Genomic DNA, 25,380 nt, shown 5'->3' on the forward strand with positions numbered 1-25,380 from the left:
CCCGGCCGTTGGCCAAGTGATATTAATTGTCTTGAGGATTGATGGGGAATGAAGTCATAACCGCATACTTCTTGCCTTGTTTTTTAAGGTATTTACTCCACAAAGTATCTCCGGCGTGCACGTCCATAATGTCTTTCGCCTTGATATCTGTAACCAACCAGGCATGTTCATTTAACTCTTGATCTAACTGATGGGGTGACCATCCTGAATAACCCAGGAAAAAGCGGACCTCTGTAGGTTTTATTTCACCCGTTTCTAGGTGATGTAAGAGCTCGCTGTAAGAACCACCAATATAAATGTTAGGAATAACCTCTCTGCTGTCTTTCAGTACATCAGGCCTGCTGTGAATAAAGTAAATATTATCTGTTTCTACAGGACCGCCAATACCTATTTTTGTTTCAATATCAGGGAAGTTATTGGCCACTTCTCTCAAGTCTAAATCAATAAAATTATTGAGTACAAAACCGAAACTACCCTCCTCGTTGTGTTCACACAAAAGAATAACTGAACGCCCGAAATAATCGTCGTTCAAAAAGGGCTCTGAAATCAGAATTTTTCCTTTTGCAGGTGTTGAGTTATTTGTAAAACTTAAATCCAAAGTTTGGGTTATTTGTATTAAATATAAGGATAGTTTTAAAAGAAAAGCAATGGGAATGGAAGAAATGTTCTTCTGTTACAAGAAGGCAGGTGGTCTTGTGAAATTTAACTTGGCGTCTTTGAACAGGTTAGACTTCGCGTTGAAGGTTAAAGTGAAACTTTGTCCTGTTCCAGACGGAATCCATCTAAAGGCTAAAACCCAACAGTGCATGTCTCTATTTAGTGAGAAAACTGTACGTTGAAGGTTCTTGTTACTGATGTCGTAATTGGCATTAACTCCGACTTTCCAACGTTTGGTTAAACTGAAATCTGCCACCATGTTTATGGTGTGGTTTTGATTAAACCTTTGATTTACAAACTTGGCAGAATCTGTGTGAATGCTTGTGTAGAAGTTGTAAGAAAAGTTCAGTTTCCAAGGAATTTCATAGTTTAATACTTCTTCCGGGTGAAGGCGGTAATACTCGTAGTCTGCATTCCAGGAATTAGCTTCCGAGAACTTTGTTTCTTCTATTTTTTTTAAACTTTCCTTACTGGCAAGGGTGAAGGTAACAGATACATCAGATTGCGTAAGGTTACTTAAGCTTTGGCCCTGTCTAAATGCAAAACTATTCTGTTGCTGTCCAAAGTCATCTATGGCATATAGAGAGAAAGTAGCTGAACTTACAACACTCACAAACTTAAATGGTTTAACTCTTAGGTTGGCTCTTACGGGACTCCAGTTTAAAGAGTCTTTTAAGAAATCGTAGTTTCCAGAGAAGCTCAGGGCTTCTATTATACGAAACTTCACATCTTCATCAATGGTGTCGTTGGTAACACGTTTTTTAAACTCAAAGGCATTGTTAAAGCTGTAGTTTATTACTGCAGTTTCTCGAGAGTAGCCTTCCCTGTATATACTGTTTTGGTAAGGGGAGAAATTTAAAACAACTGTGTCTTGTGTATTGGTTATATAAGTTCTTGTAACGGTACTACTTAAATCTGGAGTATAAGAGAAGTTGAAAGATGGTGTAAGAACGTGACGCATTTTCATTTTGCTCTTTCCTACAAATCTGTAATAAGAATATAGAGAGGTTGTTAAACTTGAAGTGAAGCTAAGGTCTTGTGAGTATCCACCGTAGTTATTGCTTTCGGTTTCTATGATGCTGTCGCCGGAGAAATCATAAACCTGATCTATTCCTTGTAAGTTGATTCTTGAATTGTAATTAATGGATGGCGTTAGTGTGAATCTACTCCCAAGAAGTGGAACCGCTGTAGTTACCTTTATTGAGTTTTTTACACCATTGCGCAGATTGGCTGCCATTCCAGTGTAATCTCTTGTACGTATAAGGCTATCGGCAAATACCGTATTGTTTCTAGCTTCTAAGTTGTAGGTAACCCCGATTTTTTCGTAAAACCTTTCTTTACCAATAGAATTTCTTCTTAAGAATTTGAAGGGGAAGAAACGGTTAACGTTTAAAGTATATACGGGTAAGTCCATGTCTATATTTCCCGAAGACTTGTTTTGTTTCATTGCGGCCTTAAGTCCCATAGTAACAGGTTTACTCGGGAATTTACGTGTAATGTTAATACTTGAATTTAAGGTGCTTTTTAAGAAGTCTGGGTTGTCTGTTTGGGTGCTTAATGTTGCGTCATTACTCGACTGAAAGTTTACATCAGAACTGAAATTCCAATAGGGGTTCGCATTGTTCTTTTGTCGGTGTTGCCACTTGATGACACTGTTGTTTTGTAAAGTACTGTCATCTGGAAAGGGTCTGTTGATTTGAATGAAACTTAATTCCAGTGATCCATTGTACTTGTATCTGTCGTTGTATTGGGTATAATTCTTAAAGCCAAAAGTTCCGCTGGTATAAGCTGAAGCGTATAAACTGGTCTGAATTTTATCAGAGGCTTTTATAGGAAAGAAGTAACCTAGATCCTGGAAGCCCATTCCTAAATTGGCGTTTTGGAAAGCCAGTTGAGGAAAAATAATCCCTGTTTGTTCTCTTTCTTGCGTAGGTAGAAAAATGAACGGAAGTCCCAAAGGAGTGGGCACACCTGCTATCCATAAATTTAATGGACCACTAACAATACGCTTGTTGGGAACCAATACCGCTTTAGATAATTGAAAATGATAGTGGGGTTCGTCTAAGTCACAAGTGGTAAATTTACCTTCTACAAAGTGCAGCTCGCCATTGGTTTGACGCTTTGCTCTTTCCATGTGTAAATAGTTTTCTTCTTGCTTAACCTTAAGCTCCTGTATGTATGCTTTTTTTGTTTCGAAATTGTATTTCAGCGTTGCAGCTTTTACTTCTTCACTTCCATCACTAAATACGGGAATTCCAACTCTGTTGCTGTCTTGGTCTAAAGTATAAGTAGCTTGAACAGTACGGTTTTCCATATCCATTTCTATGTAGTCTGCCGTAAGAGATATTCCTTCGTACTCTACTTTAGCATCACCATACAAGGCTGAAATTCCAGTTTTAACATCTGTAATAATACTGTCTCTACATGAATAAGTAATGGGGGCCTCTAGGGTGTTGTCTACTTTTACGATTCTGTCTTGCCCTAAAGAAAAGCTTGGAGCCGAAGTGATTATACTCAGAATTATTAACAATCTAACGACGAAAAACTGAACTATGGTACGTGATTTGAGCAAGTGTTCTTTGTAAATTTGTAATATCCGAGTTATAACGGATACAAAACTAAAAAATTACCTTAGGTGATGCGCAATTTTTTTTCATCCATACTCATATTTTTCACATTATTAACAGGACTATTCTCCTTCGCTCAAGAGGAGGTTGTATTGCCTGATGGCGTGAGAACAATTGTTATTGATCCAGGACATGGTGGTCACGATCCTGGTTGTCATGGTGAACACTCTAAAGAAAAAGATATAGCCTTGGCTATTGGACTTAAATTGGGAGAATACATCGGAGGTAAGTATCCTGAGATAAAAATCATTTATACACGTAAAACCGACGTGTTTGTTTCTCTAGATGACCGAGCGAAATTGGCCAATGATAATCATGCAGATTTGTTTATCTGTATACACGCAAACGCTGCTAGTCCAGCTGCGAAAGGTGTGGAAACTTATGTTTTAGGATTGCACAGAACGGAGAGTCAACAAAAAATTGCAGAAAGAGAAAACAGTACAATTTATTTAGAGGAGGATAATGGTGAAAAGTACAAAGACTTTGATTTGAGTCCGGACGCGATTATTGCGCGCAACTTACAATTGAGTGTGTTCTTACAGCAAAGCATCAGTTTTGCGGCTAAAGTTCAGGCCCAATTTAAGAATTTGGGTCGTCACGACAGGGGAGTGAAACAAGCTGGTTTTCTTGTACTCTATAAAACAACGATGCCAAGTGTGTTGATAGAAACTGGTTTTTTGACGCATAAAGAAGAGGAAGAATTTCTTTCGAATCCGGTGAATCAACAAAAAATGGCCAATAGTATCTTTAAAGCTTTTCAAGAATACAAAAGTGAAATTGAAGGGGTGAATACTTTGATTGTGGATGCCAAAGAAATTGCAGATTTACCTGATAGCTTACTCAATGTAACAGATACATCCGAAGCAATCACAGAAGTGAAAGAGGAAGTTTTTTACGTAGAAGAGGAAGATTTGACGGATAAGTATGTTTTTAAGGTGCAAATAGAAACTTCTACGACCAAGGTGGCTCTTAATGATACTAGGTTTAAAGGACTAACAGTAGAGGAATATTTTCAGAATAAACTCTTTAAGTATACCGTTGGAAATTATGTAATGGATATAGACGCTGCTTTTAAACTGCGCAAAGAAATGGTGGCAAAAGGGTATTCCTCAGCTTTTGTAGTGGCTTTTAAAAATGGAGAACGTGTCTCTATAACTGAAGCTCGCGCTGCTCTACCTTAATATTCTATCACGTAATCTAAGGTATCGAAAGGGGTTGTGATTAAACTGTCAAAAACGACGAGACTAATTTCAGGTACCCAATAAATAAATTTATAATATTGGTTTCCGTTGTTGGCACAATACAGGTTGGTGTCAATGTTTGCCCCGTTGAAAAAGCGTTGTCCTAATCCACAACAAGATTCACAACCTGTTTTTGCTTCGTAAATCTCTAATTTCAATTGATCATTAGGGTCGCTCGCTCCCGTGTTTTTTATTTTAAAATTGATGAAAGCTTTTGCGTGGGTTGTGTAATTGAAAATGTTGTCATTTTCGGTAGTTATTTCCGAGAAAAATATGGTTTCGTCAATGGGGAAGTAATTGTCTTTTTCAACCTTAAGGTAGAATTTAAGATCTCGCTCTCTTAAAAAAGTAAAGCTATAATCTCCTGAAGCGTTTAGCGTACTTTCTCCTACAATTCTTACATCCCCTGTATTCGCATCAACAGCAGTTAATGTTACTTGGGCATTTTCTAAACCTTGGTTAAAACTTTCGTCGTAGATATTTCCTTTAATGGTAAATTCTAAAGGATCCTTTTTACAGGCTATTAAGATTGGTAAAACTAAAATGATGAGGGTGAAGTGAAACAGCGCTTTTTTCATGACATTAAAAATAAGGAAAAAGCCATGAATTCAAATATGAATTATTTCAAGTGTAGCTTATTTCTAATGAAGGCGGTCATTTTCTCCATGTTCGTATAAGGAATCCAAGTGGCCTCTTTGTATCTCTTAAACCATGTAATTTGACGCTTCGCGTAACGTCTTGTATTGCGCTTTATTAATTCAATACATTCTTCTTTAGTACTTTCCCCGTTGAAGTAAGCAAAGATTTCTTTATATCCCACGGTGTTTAAACTTTGAAGGTGTTTGAGGTGGGCAACACGTTCGACTTCTTCAAATAACCCATCCTGAACCATTATATCAACACGTTGGTTTATTCTATCGTAAAGAACCTCCCTGGGATGGTCTAAGATAAATATGTAGGCATTGAAATTTCTCACCTTTTTGGCGTTTTTACGCAGCTCAGAAAATTTTTGTCCTGAACACTTTATAGCTTCAAGTGCGCGTATAACCCTATGACTGTTTCCTTTGTCTACTTCCTGAAAATAATCGGGGTCTTTTTCCTCAAGTTCTTCTAATAAGTTAGCTAAACCTTTTTCCTTCTCTAGGTTTATATAATGTTCCTTTACTTGATCATCTTTTGGGATGTCATCAATGCCATATAAAATAGCATCAATGAATAAACCTGAACCACCTGTTAGAATTACGTTGTCATGTTTTTCGAATAATTTATCCAATAGGGGAATGGCTTCTTCTTCAAAGGCACCAGAAGAAACTGGATTTTCTAAGGAATGACTATCTATAAAATAATGGGGAACTCCTTCTTGTTCTTCTAGACTCGGTTTTGCAGTACCGATGGCAACTTCTTTGTAAAACTGTCTACTATCAGCGGAGAGGATTGGGCATTGTAATTGTTTGGCAAGAGCTACTGAAAGACCTGTTTTACCACTGGCAGTGGCCCCTCCAATTACAACTAAGTTTTTCATAACGAATCTAATAAAAATGAGAAAGGAGCAAAACTAGCGTTTTACTCCTTTCAATCTAACCTACCTTTTACAACTAAACCTGAGGCAAATTTAATGAAGTTTTTGAGTTGACAAAACAAATGTTGATAAAAAAACAGAAAACTTTAGTTTATAGACATAAATCAAGGATGATCGGTTGAAGGGAGAAAAAGAATTTCATTTCTAAAATGATGAATTGATTATCTTTGTTCCGTAAACAAAATGAATACTATGTTATTAAAAGATAAGGTTGTCATCATTACAGGTGCGTCTAGAGGAATAGGTAAGGCTATTGCACAGAAGTGTGTAGAAGAAGGAGCTAAAGTTGCTTTTACTTACTTGTCTTCAGAGGAAAAAGCAAAGGCATTAGAAGCTGAATTAACTCAGAATGGAGGAGAGGTAAAAGGGTTTAAATCTAATGCAAGTGATTTTGATGCAGCTCAAAAATTAGTTGACGACGTTATGGAAGCATTTGGTCAAGTTGATGTGTTGATCAATAATGCAGGTATTACCAGAGATACTTTGTTGATGAGAATGACAGAGCAACAGTGGGATGAAGTAATGAACACGAACTTGAAATCTGCATTTAACTTAACAAAAGCAGTTCAGCGTCCAATGTTAAAGGCTAGAAAAGGATCTATCATTAATATGTCTTCTGTAGTAGGTGTTTCTGGAAATGCAGGACAAGCAAACTATGCAGCTTCTAAAGCTGGAATGATTGGATTTACAAAGAGTGTTGCTCAAGAGTTAGGATCTAGAAACATTAGATGTAATGCAATTGCACCAGGATTTATCGAAACTGAAATGACGGGAGCATTGGATGAGAAAGTTGTTCAAGAGTGGAGAAATTCAATTCCTTTGAAAAGAGGTGGTTCTCCAGAAGATGTTGCAAATGCAACGGTATTCTTAGCTTCTGATATGTCAGCTTATATTACAGGACAAACACTTCACGTTTGTGGAGGTATGTTAATTTAAGCACTATTAAGATATAAATGTAAAGGCTCCTTTTAGGAGCCTTTTTTATTTTCTGATAATTGATTGCATCAACTTCTGTGGAAGCTGGTAGAATAAGATAATACCAAATAACAAGGACATGGCCCACAATACAAGCATGTTGATTTGATAGGTGCTGTATTTTTTATTAAACATGTATTTATAGGCTGAATAAAAATGCGCATTTAATAATCCACTGTCTGGTGTTATGTATATCAAGTTGTGCTTAGGTATGATTTCATTTTTAGCAATTACATATTGGCTGAGTTCTTTTTTATTGCACAAAAGATCTTCTAATGCTTCGTTGGCATATGTTTTTTCAGCTTTATCAAATAGAGCTGGAGTCATTTCATATTTAATATTCTCTATGGCCGAGCTTGCGTGATGGAGTTCCTTTTTGTAGTAAGCCTCGAGCGTGTGAATGAAGTTTCTGATATTGGTGAAAGTTGAGGAAGTTTGAAGGATTTTAGCTTCCAAGTCATTCACACAATTTTGACAATTAAAATTTTCCGGATTGAAAAGAGACTCTTCCTTTTTAATTTCATTGATTAATAATTGAGTGGCATTTTCAACTGCTTCCGTTTTGATTTTTGTATCCTTATATTTTTCTAAAACATTAAGTTGCGTTTCTAATTCAGGAAGTAAATAATTGATTTTCCAATCGTATTCTGATTCCTGTTTTCGAAGGGGATAAATTTCTTTTTCAAAGCGGTTGTCTTTGTATTGACTCACAGCCAAAGCTTCATACGCCCATCTGGCGGCAATAACGTTACCTATCCAAGGTACAGATTTTTGTTCTGCGAAACTAGGGTTGAGTTTATCGTATTTAACAATGACTCCAGAAAACAACAGTTGTGGAATAATGACGATAGGAATGACAATATAAATCACTTTGGCACTATTGAAACTTGCGGAAATAATTAGTCCCAACATTGAAGCAAAGAAGGAAGTAGAAAAGAGTACTCCAAAATACTCCCAGAACATTCCTTCGATATTCAAAATAGTGTTACCTACTAGAATAAACAGAGCAGATTGCACCATTGAAATAATTCCCATGATGATAATTTTGGAACAGAGATAACTCCCCCAGCTTAAATTCATGAAGGCTTCTCGTTTCAATATTTTCTTATCCTTTATAATCTCTTCTGCAGAAACCGTTAAGCCTAAAAACAAGCTTATGATTACAGCAATAAAGATGTATTGCGGAATGTTCTGATTATGGAAAAAGCTATACCCGTTGGCATTGATCTTATAAAAACGTACAAAATAAGCGATGATTAATGCTAAAACTGGAGCTTCCAATAGGGTGATAAGAACGTACTGTAAATTCGATAATTTTGTTTTTACATCCCTTTGGAAATATACTAATAGCTGTTTCATCGAGGAAGGAATGTTCGATTTAGCCTTAATCGCAGGAAGCTTAGTAAATTTTATGTGCTTTTTACGCTTCTTTTTATTGAACTTCTCTTCCCATTCTTTCGGACTTGTTTTTCTTTGGTCTGTGAAATTACCCAGTTCATCAACAACTTTTGCTTCGATGATATTAAAAAGCTGTTCTGGATTCACATTACCACATGTTGGACACTCCCTTTCTTTGTGGTTAACGTGATTGGTCAAACTCTTGAAATGTACAATAGCGTCTACCGGGTCTCCATAAAATATAGAATATCCTCCATCGTCTAGAATGAGAAGTCTATCAAACATTCTAAAAATTTCTGAGGACGGTTGGTGAATAACGGCAAAAATCAATTTTCCTTTTAACGCCAATTCCTTTAACAAGTCCATGATACGCTCAGAATCTCTTGAGGAAAGTCCAGATGTCGGTTCATCCACGAATAATATCGCTGGTTCTCTTATGAGTTCCATAGCTATATTTAATCGTTTACGTTGACCACCTGAAATTGATTTTTTGAGTGGACTTCCTACTTTTAAATTCTTAGCTTCTAACAAACCTATGGTTTGCAACAAGTCAATTACTTTATTATGTAGTTCTTTATGCGATAGATGTTTAAAACTTAACTTAGCACTATAGTAAAGGTTGTCGTATACACTTAATTCTTCAAAAAGAAGATCGTCTTGAGAGATGTTCCCAATAAGTCCACTTATTTCATCATTGTCTGTATGGACATTTACACCGTTTAATTCTACACTTCCTTCTGTAGGAACGGTAGAACCATTGAGTATATTTAATAGGGTTGTTTTTCCCGACCCAGAACTCCCCATGATGGCAACAAGGTTACCATTACTTTCTGTAAAGCTTACATTGTGCAAACCTATCCGTCCATTTGGAAAGACGTGATTAATTTTAGACGCCTTAAAGTTAAAGGCCTCGTTATCCATTCCTTTATTGAAGAATGAACTTACATCACTATAGTAAAGGTTGGGAGACTTTAGAGATTTAAAATTAGATCCCTGTGTTAGAATATGTACTTTATCGTTGGGAACAACCTGAGCGTTAATGGTGAATTCGTCTTTACCATAGTATCTCAAGAAATACATTTTTACCGTCTCTAAATACAGCACGGCAATTTCACTTTCTAAATTCTTGACGATAAATTGCTTAGAATTTTTAATATCATCATTATGTGTGTTACGTATCAATAAAACCTTATGATGATCTATCGCTTTTTCTGAAAATATAAATTCCGTTATCAGATCGTATTTTTCTTTCGCAATATTGAAAGACTCAGCTACGGTTTCTAAGAATTCTATTTCCTGATGGGTAATTTCTTGACTTGTATTGATGAACTCAATAATTCTCACCAATACAACATAACGCTGCTTCTGATTTAATTCTTTATTAATTTCAGAACAGATACGGAGGAGTTTTACAGAGTTACCTGCCGTACGTTTACGCTTACCATTTTTTTTGTTGACCCTTCCATTGTGTATGTAAAGGTGATTGTCAAATTTAATAAGGTAGTCTTGAACAAGTTCGCTATTGAGTTCTTGCTCTAAAAACTGTTTTACAATTTTTCTACCCTTGGATGAGGTGATTAGGTTTTCAAGGTTGTCATCTTCCGATTTCGAGATAATCGCGAAGAGCTGCATAAGTGCATTTAAAACCTTTTCATTCATGCTCTACTTTTGAAAACCTATATACATTATGGCACAACCCGAGACCTTTTTGTCTAAATCCAATTCTGTTTCTATTCTAACATTAATGGTTGAGGCAATTTTAAAGTCCCAGTAAGGTGCATTTCGCTGATCCTTATTGGTGAAAAGGATATTGTCATTTTCATCGTAAATGGTAAAAATAACATAGTCATCTGCCGTTCCAGCTGAAGCAGCAACACGGTAAACGGAGTTTCCGTAAAACGTGGTTTTAAATTCCGCTTTTTCCCTATCTAGGTAGGCAATATAGGCTTGACCATCACTTACAAAGCTTCGCCCTTTATCGTCTTCGGTGAGATAAGACTCTACAACCGTTTGTACAGAATCACAATCTTGTGTATATCCTATAGCACTCAACAATAAAAGGGAGAATAAGATGATTATTCGATACATAATGTTTTGCAATTATTCAATAATAAAAGTTCGTAGAGCGTTAAAATCAGACATCAATTCTTCAAAAGTATCGTGATCTATCTCTAATTCTGTTCTACTATTGATTGTGGTTAATTTTTCCTTTTTGTCAGTTGTTGAAGGTATGTAAGTGTAACTGCGCTTCACTTTACTATAAGTTTTACGTAGCTTTTTAAATTTCTCTATTAAATCTTTATTGATATCCTCCTCGTTGTATTTATCCAGAAGGGTAATAAAAGTTTCAATGGTTAAACGTTGTTCTGCAATCCTATCCAGTAAACTCTGGTTGTTTTGCATGTTGTATAAATTACTCGTAATATACATAGATTCTACCCAACCTCCTACTAAAATAAGTGCGCTCAGGTTTTTATCTTCGGTACGCTTTATTTCATAATCAATTTTGCTAAAGGCTTCACTTAACAAAACCACCATGGTGTCTTCGTTGGTAGCATTGTTTTGGTAACGGTTAAAAAACTGTTCTCCAAAGGTATGATTTAAGCCTAGATCTTCTGATAAACCTTGAATAGCCGTGAGGTATTTCAAAGCATCATTGTTTTTTTTGTATAATGCTGTAATTCCTAAATCAGCTCCGTAAACTCCTAGGTTAAGTGCCTTTTTCTGATTTGTGACATACTTTTCAGCTTCAGAATAACTGCTTAAAAGTGTAAAGTCATATTTGTAATTAAGACTTTTTATCAAAATTGCAGTTTGTACAGGCGAAGGAATAGAAAATAATTGTCCATCAAAAGTGGTATTGAAAGCCCGGTTAGGATCTTTCAAAAAGGGATCTATTTCTTGCTTTTCTATAGGAGCTTTTTTCGTAGTTTCTTCACTACAAGCAACTAAGCTCAAAGAAATACCTAATAGCAATAGTAAGTTAACTTTTAAATTCATTATTATTCTTGAATGAGTTAGGCTAAAATAAGAAAAAATACCAGAAAAGTTAGTTGAAGTCAAAAAGACTTACTCCTGTATTTTTAAATCCATACTCAATGATTTGCTACCTTTTTTGTTTCTTTGTGAAAAATAGAATTTTATGTTTTCAAGACCGAGAAGAAATAGAAAATCTGCTGCCATTCGCAACATGATTCAAGAAACTCATTTAGGAGTTGAACACTTAATCTATCCATTGTTTTTAGTAAATGGAAAGAATGTAAAGGATGAAGTAGCATCGATGCCTGGAAATTACAGGTGGAGTTTGGACTTGCTCTTGAAAGAAATAGAAGAATGTGTAAAATTAGGGGTCGTAAGTTTTGATTTATTCCCCGCGGTTGATGAGGCGTTAAAAGATCAAAAAGCTTCTTACAGTTATGCAGACGATAACTTTTATTTACACGCTATTCGCAAGATAAAGGAAACTTTCCCAGATATCATGTTGATGTCAGACGTTGCTATGGATCCGTATTCTTCTGACGGTCATGATGGCGTTGTGAGAGATGGTAAGATTTTGAACGATGTGACTTTACCCATTCTTTCTAAAATGGCATTAGCACAAGCACAAGCGGGAGTGGACATTATTGGTCCATCAGATATGATGGATGGAAGAGTTGCAGAGATTCGCCAAACCTTGGATGAAAACAAGTATGAAGATGTTTCCATTATGTCTTATACTGCAAAATATGCCAGTGCATTTTATGGCCCTTTTAGAGATGCTTTAGATTCAGCACCGAAATCGGGTGATAAGAAAACCTATCAAATGAATCCGGCCAATAAACGCGAGGCATTAATCGAAGCGGATTTAGATCAGGCAGAGGGTGCAGATATGTTAATGGTAAAACCAGCTTTGGCTTACTTGGATGTAATTCACCTTTTGAATGAAAATTACGACTTGCCAATTACTGCCTACAACGTTTCTGGAGAATGTGCAATGTTATACGCAGCAGCTCAAAACGGGTGGCTCGATTACAACCAAGCCATGCCCGAAATGCTATTGAGTATGCGAAGAGCAGGAGCAAGTGCAATTCTTACTTACTTCGCGAAAGATTTTGCAAAACTGATTAAATCGTAACTTCTTTTTTAGGTAGAGGAACTTGAAAAATATCATCCGTTCTTTCTACAAATTGAAGCTTAGATAATGTGGCCTCTCCAAGTTTTTTGGTGAGGCCTTTTTCTTTATCCCAAGCGTAAAACTCCCAGGAGGTAGCCATTGGGATTCCATCAACGTCTACGTATTTTTTGTAAACGATGGCATGAGGATCTTCTTCGGCGGTTTTTTGGTCTTTACCCAAAGACACGATATAAGCTGCGGCGTGCAATAATCCACTTTTCTGATCCTGGTATAAAATGTACCAATCATCTGGTGCGTCTCCTATGTTCTCTCCAAAGGTTAAACGTTGCGCGTTGTAGTTCTTTCCTCCTAAATTGCTCTTGGCGTACTCCTCCAATTGAATTCCATTATCATTTAACTTATACGGCAAGGCCATGAAGTAAGACCATGTAAAAATATCAAAGCGTGCCCTGGGGTAGTTTGCGGTGTCCGGACTCAACCAAACAGTGTCTTCGGTAAACATTAAAGCTTTACCATCTCTATGGAGCAATGCGGTTTCTTGGGTTTGAGTGTCATAGATCATTTTTGCATCCAAGCGTTGTTTTCCACCAAAAGTAAGTTTGATGTCAGCTGTGAAAACTCCTGCTTGTTTAAACTTTTCGTAATGATGATGCGTGTTGATCTCCTTTATAAATAAGGGAAGTTCTGTTTGTGATTTCTCCGTCGTGGTTACCGAACACGAGAAAAGCAAAAGACTCGTAATAGGAATCAGTAATTTCTTCATAGATAAATGGACGTTTGCATGTGGACTTTCTTACAATTAGTATTAACTTTCAAACATGCATTTCCACCCAAAATATTTAATTCCATTGATATTCTTGTTATGCTGCACAACTTGTGGTTTAACAGATGTAAAAGTTCAAGTGCCAAAATCTAAGCGCAAACTCAATTTAAGTAGACAAGGTTTAAAAGAAATCCCATCCTATGTTTTTGAAATGAAAGATTTGGAGGTTCTGCGCTTATATGAAAATGAATTCAGCGAGCTACCAGAGGAATTGGGAAAGTTGAAAAAACTGAAAAAACTCTACATCGGTAAAAATAAATTGGAGTATTTACCAAGCGTATTGGGCGAATTGGAGAGCTTGGAGTTGCTTTCGGTTCAGTACAACGAGATCGACAGTATTTCTCCAGATCTTGCCAATGCCAAGCAACTTACACAGCTTATCGTAAATAATAATCGACTCAAGACCCTGCCTGCCTTTATTGGCGACCTTCCTGAACTTAAAAATTTATGGTTGAATTTTAATGAATTGGAAGTCATCCATGATAGCGTTTTCAATGCCACCAGTTTAGAGTTTATAAGTTTAAATAGAAACTTTTTAGATAGTATTCCTTCAACAATTTCCCAGTGTTCTAATCTTAGAGAAATTCATATGATTAATGCAGGATCTTTGGTGCAATTGCCAGAAAGTCTTTGCGACCTCAGGCGTATGGATATTTTAGAGGTGGATAAACAAGTTGTTATTCCTCAATGTTTATTGGTAAGGCAAACAACACCCTTGCGTATTATTTTAAGGTAGACGGGGCTGCCTTAACGGGCTATACGTTTTAGTCACACCCCCTCTTTTATGTTTGTAAATCAACAACACCGGCACTTCCGCTGGTCGTACCTGCTTTGTTGTTACAAGCAATAAAAGAAGCGCTATGAGCTACCACTGCTATCCCTGGCAGAGTACTTACTGCGATACATAGCTTTGAAAAAATCATAAAGGGTGGCGTGGATTTTCAATCGGTATGCGTAGCTTGGGGAAACAATCTATGTATTGAGTTTCTTATATTTTTCTTCTCCTTTAACTTTAAGTCCGTACGCCCAGAAAATTGCCAAATCAAAAGCGAAGTGTGCTCCAATGCAAAACCATAAGCCCAAGCGGTCATAGGCAAAAGCCAGGGAGAGAATAAAAGGGAGTATGAATAAACCGTAGATGAATATGCGCCATTTTTTAGGGTTGAGATAACCGTGAATAGCAATGAAAAGTATACTAGTCAGTACTGGCCCAAGCCAATGTTGTATACCTGCTCTAAACAATATTTCTTCTCCAAATCCAGCAAAGAAAGACATGCAAAGTATATCCATCCAATTTAAATTGAGAGCATTGAGGTAGCGCTGTTGCTTAGGGTCATCTTCCATGATACCACTTTCTGAAAAAGCCATCACTAATAAGGCGTAGAATAAACCATAAATTATACCGATGACCCAGAAATAATTTTCGAGTTCATGAAAGGCAAGGATTTCCCAAATGGAGAAATCTTCGAAAAAATTAAGCGCCCAAACTGCAGGTAATGGAAAGATTAAAAATGTAATTAAACCGAAAATGTAAAATTGCGTTTTGGGCTGCATTAATATTATTTTTGTTTAAAAATAAGAAAGCATGCGAGACAAGATCAAAGATTGGATTTTTAGTTTCTACGAAAATGGAAATATGTCGGCAGACCAGATTCTACACAGTGAGACTTTTCAGAGTCATCAGCTTTTGTGGACCCTGGGTATGTTCGTAGCCATGATCATTTTGTCTATACTCATTTGGATTTTATCAAGGCAAGTGATGCTGCAGTTTTTGCACATGTTGGCAGATAGATCGAAAACAGAGTGGGATGATATCTTGGTGAAAAATAAATTTTTCTATGCCTTGGCTCAGCTCGTTCCTTTGTATTTTATGGATTACCTAGCGTCCATAGTATTTCAGTTTTATCCTGAGAAATTAGATTATGCCTTACGACTAATAGATGTGGTGTTGGTATTCGTGATCTTGATTTCTGTAATGCGTTTTTTAAATTCCACAAGGGATATTCTTCAGCAAAAAGAGTCTTTAGCAGATAAGCCTATTAATAGTTATGTACAAGTAGCTAAAATTGTATTGTCCATCATGATGGTCATGGTAATGCTGTCGGTTATTACAGACCAGTCGGCCATGAAAATACTTACTGCGTTTGGTGCAATGACAGCCATTATCTTATTGGTTTTTAAAGACACGATTTTAGGTTTTGTTAGCTCCATTCAATTATCAGCTAATGATATGGTGCGCATTGGAGATTGGGTAACCATGGAAAAATTCGGTGCCGATGGAGATGTTATTGAGGTGAATTTGGCTACGGTAAAAGTGCAGAACTTTGATAAAACCATTACTACTATCCCGACTTACTCTATGATTTCTGATTCTTTCAAAAATTGGAGAGGGATGCAAGACAGTGAGGGAAGAAGGATTAAAAGAGCCATATTAATTCATATAGACAGTGTTAAATTTGCTTCTCCAGCAATGATAGAACGTTTGTCGAAAGAGAAATTCTTGACAGATTTTATCAATAAAAGACAAGCTGAAATTAAGCAGTACAACGATGAAAAGGGCTATGGTCCGGATAGTTTGCAAGCAAGGAAACAAACGAATTTAGGATTGTTTAGAGCTTACATGGAGTTCTACTTGCACAACAATCCAAACATCAATCAAGACATGTCTTTGATGGTACGACAATTAGAACCGAAGGAATTAGGGGTTCCTATGGAGATATATTGTTTCAGTAAAATAAAAGATTGGGAACCTTACGAAGGAGTAGTGGCCGATATTTTCGACCATATTTTTGCTTCGATTCACACCTTTGAACTTTCTATTTTCGAGAGTCCAAGTGGTAGAGATATGCGAGGCTTGGTTAAGGAGTTAAACGCTTAATGATTTCGGCGTGCTCTGGATAGCGCGCGAGAAGATCTTCTTCTGAATAGAGTTTAAAATCTTGGAAATCGAATCCAGGAGCCACGGCACAACTTACGAATGAATAACTGTTTTCTTCTGAAACCGTTGAGCCAAAGATGAGTCCTTTAGGGACTAATACTTGTGGCTGTTCACCAGCACTTAGGTTGTTTCCTACTTTTAGTGCTTTGTATTCGCCTGCTTCTGATAGGGTATGTACGGTAAGCGATGATCCTTCGTGGTAATACCAGATTTCATCGCTTTCGATTTTATGGAAATTGGAGGCATTATCAGAGGTCAATAAAAAATAGATACTCGTCAATAGATTACGGGTTCCTTGAGGTGTGTGGGTTGTTTCCACCGATCTGTAAAGTTCTTTAAACCATCCACCTTCAGGGTGTGCTTCTAATTGAAACGTAGCTACAATTTCTTGAATTCTCTTTTGCATAAAATTATTGTTCTATAGGTCCTCTGTTGTATTGCCAACCCTTGTTTTCTACGTTATGGAAGAAATATTTAAAGTCCAGAGAAAAAGTAGCACCGGTTAATATTCCTTGGTTACCGATTACATAACCTTGTTCTGTTTGACGGTATGCTGAACCTACTTCAAGAGTAGGGGATACAGGGATTTTACTGGCAACCCCCATGTAAAAAGTACCTTCTTTTCTTGTTCTTAATTCAAACCCAACGGCTGCGTTAATCGCGAAGGATAAATAACCATTTTTACTTTGGTCTTTGGTATATCTACTTCCTGCAAAAACAAATTGATGAGGTGTATTTCCCACATTGATAGAATCTCTAACGTCTGAAGGGTTGAAGTTAAGCGAACCACCCAACATGGCATTGGCGTATAAGTTTCTACCTAGTTGTATAAATACAAGTGCATTTACCGGAAGGTCAAAATTTACGATACCAAAATCACCGTTAACGTAGAGGTTAGAGTCAGACAGAGAAATATCTGCTTTATAATTTCTGGTGGTGTAGAGTAAACCAGTTTCTAAAGCAATTAAATCTGTAACTCTAGACCTTACAACCGCGCCAAAGCTATAACCAAAGGCTGAGGAAACAGTAGTGCGTAAATTACCATTTTGAAGATCTACTGGAGCGTCACCCACTACTCCAAATGGAATCAAAGGTTTGTAATTGAATCCAAAAAAGCTTTCAGATTTCAGTTTACTGACCTGACTCATGGTAAAAACACTAAATAGGGCGAATGTTAGGGTTATAATCGTTTTCATGCAGTCTAATATATAATTCAGTAAACAATTTTTCTGGCGAGAAATCTTAAACTATTCAATTTATTGATTTTGCTGTAGTTCCAGTGTTCTTTTTTCTAAAACCTCTTGGTGAGCACAGTACCCCATGCACGCCATTATAACAGCGGCTGTTACAAACAATAAAACAAAGTAACGCAAGAAGTTATTTTTTATTAGAAAACTTCTATGTTCAGCTTCAACTGTAAAGTTTAGATGAGACACTTTTTTGTTGTCTCTTTTGTGAATACCGTAGAGGTAAAAAGTTTTAGTTCGAGGTGTGTCCTCAGATTTCTCGAACCAAATTTTGTCTTTTTTTAAGGCGTTCTCAAAGCTTTTTGCTCTATTTATATCAGCAAATCTATATACAATATAGTCTTTGTTGCTCGGGTGTTGAACGTAGTTCACTAAACCGAGGTCTGTTAAATGTTCTACTCCTGAATCCATTCTGTTACGTATTCAATAGGTTTTCTTCTTCCTTTAGGCCATTCATTCTCTGGGTACCCTAGGTAGAAAAATCCAAGACACTTATCCTTTTCTCCAAGACCTAAAAATTCCTTTACATCATCCGTCTTCATAAACCCTGGTGTTGACCAAAATCCTGCTAATCCATAAGCAGTGCAAGTTAAGTACATGTTTTGTACGGCAGCGGCAACGGCCATGATTTCATCTAACTCAGAAATTCTTTCTTCTTCTTGACGTTTCATACAGATAGCAATAACTGCAGAAGCAGCCTTAGGTCTGTCTTGCATACGTGCCAATTTTAAAGGATTTTGCTTTTCTGGAGCAACATGTTTTAAGTACATCTCTTCAAAGAAGTTACCCAATTTATCTTTTCCCTCTTCCATAAACACCTTGAATCTCCAGGGTTGTGTCATACCATGAGTGGGCGCCCAAATTGCATTGTTCAATACTAATTCAACTTGTTCTTTGTGGACTTTTCGTGCACTAAAAAATTCAGGGTAAATGGTTCTTCTGTCTTTGATCAGTTCAGTAACCTCACTTAAATTGTGTCTCATTTGTTATGCTTCGTTTTCTACGAATGTTTTAAAATCGTTCAAATATTTTTGGGATTGCTTTTTAAAAGCTCCAGGCATTAATAAACCAAAGAGTTTCATAATACCTTTAAACTGGAATTCATTTTCTGTGAAATAACGCGTCGTGTTTTCATCTATAGCTTCGAAATGATTGCTAACAACGTTGAATACATTTTTGGCATCGTAAGTAGCAGTGAAGTCTTTTGGTAAATCCCAAGTTTTAATCTCCTCTATCATCACGATTTCTCGTTTCCCCATTTTATAGGTGAGTTTAGATTTTAACCCTGGTTTTCCGCGTTCTCCTTCTAAAACTTCAGCACTTACAAAACCTTGCTGCCATTTGGCTAAGTTGGACTCATCTTCAAACAAGGTGATAACTTTGCTTAAAGGCGCGTTTATCTGTACTTCATTGCTGTATTTCATCTCAGAAAATTTTGTTCAAAGTTAAGGATTTCTTGGAGAAGATAGCGGTGAAAAGGGTTGTGCTGAAAACAAAAAAAGACTGTTTGCCGAAACAAACAGTCTTTAACAAGTAAAAATAAAGCCTAGGGCTTCTAATTATTTTTTATCTACCTCTACAGCAGCTAATTCTTCAGCTTTGTATTCTCCTTTGTCAAGCTTTTCTTTCACTTTAACAAAAGTATCGATAGTGTATTGTACATCTTCTAATGTGTGTACTGCAGTAGGGATCAAACGCAACATAATTACGTCTTTAGGAACTACAGGGTAAATTACGATAGAACAGAAAATATTGTAGTTTTCTCTTAAATCGAAAGTCATGTTTGTAGCTTCTGCTAAGTTTCCTTTTAAGAAAACTGGAGTTACTGCAGAGTTAGTTACACCTAAGTCAAACCCAACTTCTTTCAATCCTTCTTGTAACGCAGTAGCGATTTTCCAAAGGTTGTTTTTGTGATCTGGGTTTGTTCTCAATAATTCTAAACGCTTACGAGCACCAACTACTAATGGCATTGGTAATGATTTCGCAAACATTTGAGAACGCATGTTGTAACGTAAGTACTCAACGATGTGTTCTTTAGCACAAATAAATGCTCCGATAGAAGCCATAGATTTTGCGAAAGTTCCGAACAATACATCGATTTCTTGGTGAACACCTTGCTCTTCTCCAGAACCTTGTCCTTTTTCACCAACTGTACCAAATCCGTGAGCATCATCAACGAATAAACGGAAGTCGTATTTTCCAGATTTTCTGAATTCAACGATATCCTTTAAACGCCCTTGGTCACCAGCCATTCCGAATACACCCTCAGTAATTACTAGGATACCTCCGTTAGTTTGGTCAGCCAATTTTGTTGCTCTCTCCATTTGCTTGTCAAAGCTCTCCATGTCGTTGTGTTGGAAAACTAAACGCTTACCAACGTGCAAACGCATACCATCTAAGATACAAGCGTGAGATTCACTATCATATACGATAACATCATTTCTGTCTACTAATGCATCAATAGCAGATACCATACCTTGGTAACCGAAGTTTAACAAGATAGTATCTTCCATTTCCATGAAGTCAGAAAGTTCATTTTCTAATGCTTCGTGTTCACTCGTTTGACCCGTCATCATACGAGATCCCATTGGGTAAGCCATCCCCCAATCAGCAGCCGCTTTAGCATCTGCCTCACGTACTTCTGGGTGGTTAGCTAATCCTAAGTAGTTGTTTACAGACCAAACCAAGCACTCTTTTCCTCTGAAAATCATCTTGTTTCCAATCTCTCCTTCCAACTTAGGGAATGTGAAGTATCCGTGTACTCCTTTCGCGAACTGACCAATTGGTCCTCTGTTCTGTTTTATTTTATCAAATATGTCTTGAGCCATATATGTGTTTTTTGCTGTTTTAAATGTATACCCCTCGGGGTCATACGGTTTGCAAATTTAATGTAATTCTGAAGAGTAGGAAAAATTACGGCAGGTAATTTTCAACAACACCCCATGAATGGGAGCTACTACAAACTTCGTTAATGCTTAGATAATATTGACTTCGCGCTCTAATTCAACACCAAACTTTGCACGAACATCTTCTATGATTTGCGCGGATAAATCATAAATGTCTTTTCCCTTCGCTCCTCCATAATTTACCAAGACTAAGGCTTGTTTTTTATGTACACCAAAATTGCCAAAGGTTTTTCCCTTCCACCCACTTTGTTCTATTAACCAACCTGCGGCGAGTTTAACTTTATCAGTACCTGCAGGGTAATTGGGCATTTCCGGGTACTTACTTTGTAACAGTTCAAATTCCCCCTTAGAGATAACTGGATTTTTAAAGAAGCTTCCGGCATTCCCTATTTCTTTTGGATCGGGCAGTTTACTTTGGCGAATGGTAATTACGGCCTCACTGATGTCTTTAATTCCCGGTATTTCAATTCCCTTATTGTGGAGTTCGTCCTGTATGGCGCCATAACTCATTTTTAAGAGGTGATTTTTTTTGGTGAGTTTGTAACAAACATGAGTAATCACAGCCTTGTTTTTTAGCTCACGTTTAAAAATACTTTCTCGATAACCAAAATTGCACTCTTCCTTTTTAAAGGTTTTGAGCGTTTTGTCAGAAAGGATATAAGCTTCTAGATGATCAAAGATGTCTTTGATTTCAACACCATAGGCTCCAATGTTTTGCATGGGACTTGTTCCAACATTACCTGGTATAAGCGAAAGGTTTTCAACACCACCGTAATTATGAGAGATACAATATTGAACGAATTCGTGCCAGTTTTCTCCAGCACCTACTTTTAAATAAATGAAATCTTCATCTTCTTTAAAGACTTCAATTCCTTTGATTTGGTTTTGGATAACCCACCCATTATAGTCTTGGGTTAATAGCATATTGCTTCCACCACCGAGAATCATAAAAGGCGCTGGTTGTAAGGCGAATATTTCTTTTAACTCGTCTACAGTTGAAAATGAAACGAATTTGCTGGCTGTGCTATCAACTCCAAAAGTAGTGTATGCTTTTAGATTAATATTTTCTTCAATATTTATCATGCGCTAAAGATAATGATAAAGCAAAGTGATGTGTAGCTGGGGGGCATTGTTTCTTTACTTACATCTGTTAATAAATTGAAGTTTGAATTTCCAAAAGTTCGACCTTTCATTAAATTTGTACTATGTTGAAAAAAGTGACCCCAGAGCAAGTAAATGCTTATAACAAAAACACCATGATGGAGGTGTTAGGGATTGAGTGTGTAGATGTTGGCGATGATTATATTGTGAGTACTATGCCTGTTGATCATAGAACACACCAGCCAATGGGCTTGCTGCATGGTGGTGCAAGTGCCGCCTTAATAGAGTCTATTGGGAGTATGGGGAGCGTTTTGTTGATTGACCCGAGCAAGCAGGCTCCTGTGGGTATTGAAATAAATGCCAATCACATAGGAAGTGTAAAGTCTGGAAAGGTGAAGGCTGTAGGTAAGGTTGTTCATGCAGGAAAGAAAACACATGTTTGGCAGGTTGATATTTTTGATATGGCTACAGACAAAATGGTATGTACAGGCAGACTTACTACTATGATAATCGATAGAAAATAGGAACATTGGGTTTACTGCAATATAGAATACCGGGAGAAGCTGTTTACCGCAAAGCCGGAGAATGGCGTGAAAAAGCTTTACAGGAGTTAGAAGCGGGCGACTTTGTGTTGAGTACCTTTAATAAAAATAGGGTATACGTTTTCAATGAAAGTCAAGATGAAAGTGATTTTACTTTTGCAAGTGAATTTCCCTACGCTGTAGCTAAAGAAGAGTATCTTGCTGAATTGAGTCAGTTTAAAAATGACTTTGCTGCTAAAGGAATTGCTAAAGCCATATTTTCTCGTGTTCATAGAGTAGAGCTAGCTGAACAATTGAATATTGATTTAGCCTTTGAACGCATGTGTGCGGAATATCCGAATGCATTTGTATACGTGATTTCGGGCAAGGAAGTAGGCACTTGGATGGGGGCAACACCTGAGACTTTGGTAAGTAGTAAGGAAGAAGCCTTTTATACAATGTCTTTGGCCGGCACGAAAAAAGAAAAGCAAACACCCTGGACGCACAAAGAGAAAGAAGAGCAAGCTTTTGTTACAGAGTATATAATAGATCGTTTGAATAAAGTAGGGGTGAGCAATCTGCAAACGGACGGACCTATGGATTTGTTTACTGGAGCGGTGTATCACTTAAAGACGGATATCTATTTTGAAGCTGCCATAAAAGAGGTGAATCATTTAATTGAACTTTTACATCCCACACCGGCTGTATGTGGAGTGCCGACGCACAAAGCATTAGATTTAATCGATCAGTACGAAAAACACAGCAGAGATTTCTATGCAGGTGTTATTGGTAGAATAGGAAGTGAAAGATGTGATTTATTTGTAAACTTAAGATGTATGCAAGTTTTCAAAGACGCTTTGGCTTTGTATGTGGGAGGTGGAATCACAAAAGATTCTGATGTAGAAGATGAATATCAAGAAACAATTAATAAAGCGCAAACCTTGTTGAAGGTTTTAAGTTAATAGATAAGTTTCGATACGTTTAAATCAACTTTTTCTCCAATACCATTAATGTTAGCGCTTTCTGTCCATTGCCAATGAACAATGGCTTTGTCATTTAAATATTTTGGAGATCTAGAATAGGAAGCAATCCAAAATTTAGTTCTGGGAAATTTATGCCTGAATTTAGTAGTATAGAAATGATCAGAAGTATAGATGATAGGTCGTATTCCTATACTTTTTTCAACGGCATCTAACCATATTTTCATTTTTGCGATTAAATCTTCATCCGAAAAGCCTTCTAATTCCACGTCTAAAACGGGAGGAAGGTCTCCTTGTTTATAGGAGTAGTGTTTTAAGAAATGCTCAACTTGTGGCCAAGGGTAGCTTTTAGTTGCCATGAAATGATAGGCACCGTGTTTAATTTTTCGTTTTAATAGGGATCTGCGGTTGCGCTTCCATTGTGTGTCTACATGGGTTTTGCCTTCCGTAGCTTTGAGGTAAACAAAATTGACTTCAACATGGTTGTCAGTTTCAAAAACTTCGTCCCAATTGATTTTACCTTGGTGATGAGAAACATCAATACCGGTTGATGCATATCCAGAAGGTTCTTGTAGGTTGAACTTAAGGTAGTGGTAAGATTGTGGCTGAAGGTAAAAATACCCTGCTGTTGCAGTGAGTATAAGGATGAGGATGACCAGGAATTTTTTCACGTGATTAAGATAAAAAAAATGGCACAAAAAAACCCCGATTAAAAATCGAGGTTATTATAGTATCTATAAAGAGAATTCTCCTAGTTGAAAGATCTTTTTTCCTTGATACGAGCTGATTTACCAGTTCTCTCACGGAAGTAGAATATACGTGCTCTACGTACAGATCCTTTTTTGTTTACTTTGATCTCAGTAATGAATGGAGAAGCGATTGGGAAGATACGCTCAACACCAATGTTTCCAGACATTTTTCTGATTGTGAAAGTTTCGGTTGCTCCAGAACCTCTTCTCTGTAATACAACCCCTTGGAACTGCTGAATTCTTTCTTTACTACCTTCTTTAATACTGTAGCTTACTGTAATTGTATCTCCGGCACCGAATGCAGGAAATTCTTTCATTTCAACTAATTCGCTCTGAAGTTCTCTTATAATATCCATTACTCTTCTTTTTTCGTATTCCCAATTTTGGGGGTGCAATATTAATTAAAAAAGATGAAATATACTCCATTTCATCTCGGATTTTTTAATGTCGTGCAAAGATAGGGAATCTTTCCAGTTTATTCAAAGTATTTATATGATTTCTTTTAATTTATTTTGAAATAAGTACTTGGTAGCCACTCTTCAATTGCCAAATCCAGCGGATATCCTGAAATAACCTCTGTTGTGATGCTTTAAAAATCTATGTCTAACTTGAAAAGTTTTTTCAGCGTTTCCAGGTTAGGGTTTCGCTTCGCCATTTCTTCAAACCTATCTTTTCCAGTATACATTTTCTTCTTACTGTCTTCACTTTGATTTACAGCACACTTCATTTGTATGTCGTAGTTCTTTAATGAAGCTCTTAAGAATTGTACTAAATCTGCCTCGTGAGAACGCATGAATTCTAACTGTACTAAGTTGTCTACATGATGCGTGATGAGCATTTCCTCTTCGTTGAAATAAGGCTCATTTACCGTAAGGGCAGAGAAAAGTGTTTCGAGTCCGGCACTTTTTTGTTTAAAAGCAAACTGGCGCCAGTACATTTTTAAGTCGTCTAAACTAAATTCTTCTGTGGGTTTATTCGCACTTCCGTTTTGAAGATCTTTTTGCTTTTCTTCTTTTTGCTTACGCAATAATTCTTGAATCGATAAATTCCCATTCTTTAAATTCCCAGTAGGGGCAGAAAGAACTTTGGCTTCTTTTTTCTCAGCAAAAGACGCGAAAGATGGTGCTGTACTTGCTTTTTTTGGTGCGGGTGCTTTTCCTTTTTGATCTTGTCCTTTAAAAGGAATGATCTGAACAGGGTCAGTTAATCTTTTTTTTTTTCGAATTCGTTTTTAATAGAACACAATTGCATTAAGGCAAGCTCTACTAATAAACGTTGATTTTTTGCAGCTTTGAACTGAACATCTGCCTGAGAAAGTACGCCTAAACTTCTCAATACCATTTGCGCATCCCATTGATTGGCTTGGTCTCTGTATTTCTCCTTTACACTTTCTCCAACCTCTAAAAGTTCTAAAGTGTTAAGGTCTTTACAAACCAATAAATTACGCATGTGTTCAGAAAGTCCTACAATAAATTGGTGACCGTCAAATCCTTTGTTTAAGATATCGTTGTACAACATTAAGGC

26 protein-coding genes and 1 pseudogene are annotated in these 25,380 nt (G+C 36.9%); 7 read left to right on the top strand and 20 right to left on the bottom strand.

Features of this window, described 5'->3' with window-relative positions; translation table 11 throughout:
* Window positions 1–22: 22 nt before the first annotated feature.
* Complete coding sequence (locus R3333_RS00665) at window positions 23–598, bottom strand: YqgE/AlgH family protein (protein WP_318956646.1); 576 nt, start codon at window positions 596–598, stop codon at window positions 23–25.
* 75 nt (window positions 599–673) lie between these two features.
* On the bottom strand, window positions 674–3,229 hold the full coding sequence (locus R3333_RS00670) for a putative LPS assembly protein LptD (protein ID WP_318956647.1): 2,556 nt from the start codon (window positions 3,227–3,229) through the stop codon (window positions 674–676).
* Between the two features lie 66 nt (window positions 3,230–3,295).
* Between R3333_RS00670 and R3333_RS00675 the strand changes: the two genes are divergently transcribed.
* Window positions 3,296–4,465 (top strand): N-acetylmuramoyl-L-alanine amidase, encoded by a 1,170-nt coding sequence (locus tag R3333_RS00675; RefSeq protein WP_318956648.1) that lies wholly within the window; start codon window positions 3,296–3,298, stop codon window positions 4,463–4,465.
* Here the strand turns inward: R3333_RS00675 and R3333_RS00680 are convergent.
* Together R3333_RS00680 and miaA are read right to left on the bottom strand one after the other, a co-directional pair.
* Entirely contained in the window at window positions 4,462–5,103 is a 642-nt protein-coding gene (locus tag R3333_RS00680) for a carboxypeptidase-like regulatory domain-containing protein (RefSeq protein WP_318956649.1), read from the bottom strand. The two genes, R3333_RS00675 and R3333_RS00680, sit on opposite strands and share 4 nt — an antisense overlap.
* Before the next feature lie 41 nt (window positions 5,104–5,144).
* On the bottom strand, window positions 5,145–6,047 hold the full coding sequence (miaA, locus tag R3333_RS00685; protein WP_318956650.1) for a tRNA (adenosine(37)-N6)-dimethylallyltransferase MiaA: 903 nt from the start codon (window positions 6,045–6,047) through the stop codon (window positions 5,145–5,147).
* Window positions 6,048–6,296: 249 nt separating this feature from the next.
* Here miaA and fabG point away from each other — a divergent pair, with 249 nt between their 5' ends.
* A complete protein-coding gene (gene fabG / locus R3333_RS00690) occupies window positions 6,297–7,040 on the top strand; it encodes a 3-oxoacyl-[acyl-carrier-protein] reductase (RefSeq protein WP_413468660.1) in 744 nt (247 codons plus the stop codon).
* A gap of 45 nt (window positions 7,041–7,085) precedes the next feature.
* On the opposite strand, the gene R3333_RS00695 is transcribed toward fabG, so the two are convergent.
* From R3333_RS00695 to R3333_RS00705, 3 genes are read right to left on the bottom strand one after another with little or no spacing between them, the layout of a single operon-like run.
* Complete coding sequence (locus R3333_RS00695; protein ID WP_318956652.1) at window positions 7,086–10,136, bottom strand: ATP-binding cassette domain-containing protein; 3,051 nt, start codon at window positions 10,134–10,136, stop codon at window positions 7,086–7,088.
* Between the two features lie 3 nt (window positions 10,137–10,139).
* Window positions 10,140–10,565, bottom strand: coding sequence for a hypothetical protein (locus R3333_RS00700; protein ID WP_318956653.1), 426 nt, complete (start codon window positions 10,563–10,565; stop codon window positions 10,140–10,142).
* Window positions 10,566–10,577: 12 nt separating this feature from the next.
* The gene (locus R3333_RS00705) at window positions 10,578–11,477 is read right to left on the bottom strand and encodes a hypothetical protein (RefSeq protein ID WP_318956654.1); all 900 of its coding nucleotides are present in this window, start codon (window positions 11,475–11,477) and stop codon (window positions 10,578–10,580) included.
* 142 nt (window positions 11,478–11,619) lie between these two features.
* Between R3333_RS00705 and hemB the strand changes: the two genes are divergently transcribed.
* Window positions 11,620–12,591 (top strand): porphobilinogen synthase, encoded by a 972-nt coding sequence (gene hemB / locus R3333_RS00710; protein WP_318956655.1) that lies wholly within the window; start codon window positions 11,620–11,622, stop codon window positions 12,589–12,591.
* Here the strand turns inward: hemB and R3333_RS00715 are convergent.
* Window positions 12,581–13,354 (bottom strand): DUF6503 family protein, encoded by a 774-nt coding sequence (locus tag R3333_RS00715; protein WP_318956656.1) that lies wholly within the window; start codon window positions 13,352–13,354, stop codon window positions 12,581–12,583. The genes hemB and R3333_RS00715 overlap by 11 nt on opposite strands.
* A gap of 55 nt (window positions 13,355–13,409) precedes the next feature.
* Here R3333_RS00715 and R3333_RS00720 point away from each other — a divergent pair, with 55 nt between their 5' ends.
* Window positions 13,410–14,150, top strand: a complete 741-nt coding sequence (locus tag R3333_RS00720) for a leucine-rich repeat domain-containing protein (RefSeq protein WP_318956657.1) — start codon at window positions 13,410–13,412, stop codon at window positions 14,148–14,150.
* A gap of 236 nt (window positions 14,151–14,386) precedes the next feature.
* Here R3333_RS00720 and R3333_RS00725 read toward each other — a convergent pair whose 3' ends face one another.
* A complete protein-coding gene (locus tag R3333_RS00725) occupies window positions 14,387–14,968 on the bottom strand; it encodes a CPBP family intramembrane glutamic endopeptidase (protein ID WP_318956658.1) in 582 nt (193 codons plus the stop codon).
* A 31-nt stretch (window positions 14,969–14,999) separates the two neighbouring features.
* Here R3333_RS00725 and R3333_RS00730 point away from each other — a divergent pair, with 31 nt between their 5' ends.
* On the top strand, window positions 15,000–16,292 hold the full coding sequence (locus R3333_RS00730) for a mechanosensitive ion channel family protein (protein ID WP_318956659.1): 1,293 nt from the start codon (window positions 15,000–15,002) through the stop codon (window positions 16,290–16,292).
* Here the strand turns inward: R3333_RS00730 and R3333_RS00735 are convergent.
* The 7 genes from R3333_RS00735 to murB form a co-directional block, all read right to left on the bottom strand.
* Entirely contained in the window at window positions 16,273–16,758 is a 486-nt protein-coding gene (locus tag R3333_RS00735; protein ID WP_318956660.1) for a cupin domain-containing protein, read from the bottom strand. The genes R3333_RS00730 and R3333_RS00735 overlap by 20 nt on opposite strands.
* 4 nt (window positions 16,759–16,762) lie before the next feature.
* On the bottom strand, window positions 16,763–17,548 hold the full coding sequence (locus tag R3333_RS00740; protein ID WP_318956661.1) for an outer membrane beta-barrel protein: 786 nt from the start codon (window positions 17,546–17,548) through the stop codon (window positions 16,763–16,765).
* A gap of 60 nt (window positions 17,549–17,608) precedes the next feature.
* Window positions 17,609–18,010, bottom strand: a complete 402-nt coding sequence (locus tag R3333_RS00745; RefSeq protein ID WP_318956662.1) for a hypothetical protein — start codon at window positions 18,008–18,010, stop codon at window positions 17,609–17,611.
* Window positions 17,995–18,582 carry a nitroreductase gene (locus tag R3333_RS00750; RefSeq protein WP_318956663.1) on the bottom strand — a complete coding sequence of 196 codons (588 nt, stop codon included), beginning with the start codon at window positions 18,580–18,582 and terminating at the stop codon, window positions 17,995–17,997. Before R3333_RS00750 ends, R3333_RS00745 begins: the two co-directional genes overlap by 16 nt.
* 3 nt (window positions 18,583–18,585) lie before the next feature.
* On the bottom strand, window positions 18,586–19,023 hold the full coding sequence (locus tag R3333_RS00755; RefSeq protein ID WP_318956664.1) for an SRPBCC family protein: 438 nt from the start codon (window positions 19,021–19,023) through the stop codon (window positions 18,586–18,588).
* Window positions 19,024–19,158: 135 nt separating this feature from the next.
* The gene (locus tag R3333_RS00760) at window positions 19,159–20,427 is read right to left on the bottom strand and encodes an aminotransferase class I/II-fold pyridoxal phosphate-dependent enzyme (RefSeq protein WP_318956665.1); all 1,269 of its coding nucleotides are present in this window, start codon (window positions 20,425–20,427) and stop codon (window positions 19,159–19,161) included.
* A 147-nt stretch (window positions 20,428–20,574) separates the two neighbouring features.
* On the bottom strand, window positions 20,575–21,588 hold the full coding sequence (gene murB / locus R3333_RS00765) for a UDP-N-acetylmuramate dehydrogenase (protein ID WP_318956666.1): 1,014 nt from the start codon (window positions 21,586–21,588) through the stop codon (window positions 20,575–20,577).
* Between the two features lie 122 nt (window positions 21,589–21,710).
* On the opposite strand from murB, the gene R3333_RS00770 reads away from it, so the two are divergent.
* Both R3333_RS00770 and R3333_RS00775 read left to right on the top strand, forming a co-directional pair.
* The gene (locus tag R3333_RS00770; protein WP_318956667.1) at window positions 21,711–22,130 is read left to right on the top strand and encodes a hotdog fold thioesterase; all 420 of its coding nucleotides are present in this window, start codon (window positions 21,711–21,713) and stop codon (window positions 22,128–22,130) included.
* Window positions 22,131–22,135: 5 nt separating this feature from the next.
* Window positions 22,136–23,089: a chorismate-binding protein gene (locus R3333_RS00775; protein ID WP_318956668.1), complete on the top strand. Its 954-nt coding sequence runs from the start codon at window positions 22,136–22,138 to the stop codon at window positions 23,087–23,089.
* Here the strand turns inward: R3333_RS00775 and R3333_RS00780 are convergent.
* The 4 genes and pseudogenes from R3333_RS00780 to R3333_RS00795 all read right to left on the bottom strand — a co-directional run.
* Complete coding sequence (locus R3333_RS00780; protein WP_318956669.1) at window positions 23,086–23,778, bottom strand: glycoside hydrolase family 25 protein; 693 nt, start codon at window positions 23,776–23,778, stop codon at window positions 23,086–23,088. The genes R3333_RS00775 and R3333_RS00780 overlap by 4 nt on opposite strands.
* A gap of 80 nt (window positions 23,779–23,858) precedes the next feature.
* A complete protein-coding gene (rplS, locus tag R3333_RS00785; RefSeq protein ID WP_090247624.1) occupies window positions 23,859–24,212 on the bottom strand; it encodes a 50S ribosomal protein L19 in 354 nt (117 codons plus the stop codon).
* Between the two features lie 233 nt (window positions 24,213–24,445).
* A complete protein-coding gene (locus R3333_RS00790) occupies window positions 24,446–24,883 on the bottom strand; it encodes a hypothetical protein (protein WP_318956670.1) in 438 nt (145 codons plus the stop codon).
* Window positions 24,884–25,059: 176 nt separating this feature from the next.
* Window positions 25,060–25,380: pseudogene (locus R3333_RS00795) on the bottom strand (DNA polymerase III, subunit gamma and tau); the annotation flags it as partial.

The sequence above is a fragment of the Lishizhenia sp. genome, assembly GCF_033720595.1.
GTDB lineage: Bacteria > Bacteroidota > Bacteroidia > Flavobacteriales_D > Crocinitomicaceae > Lishizhenia.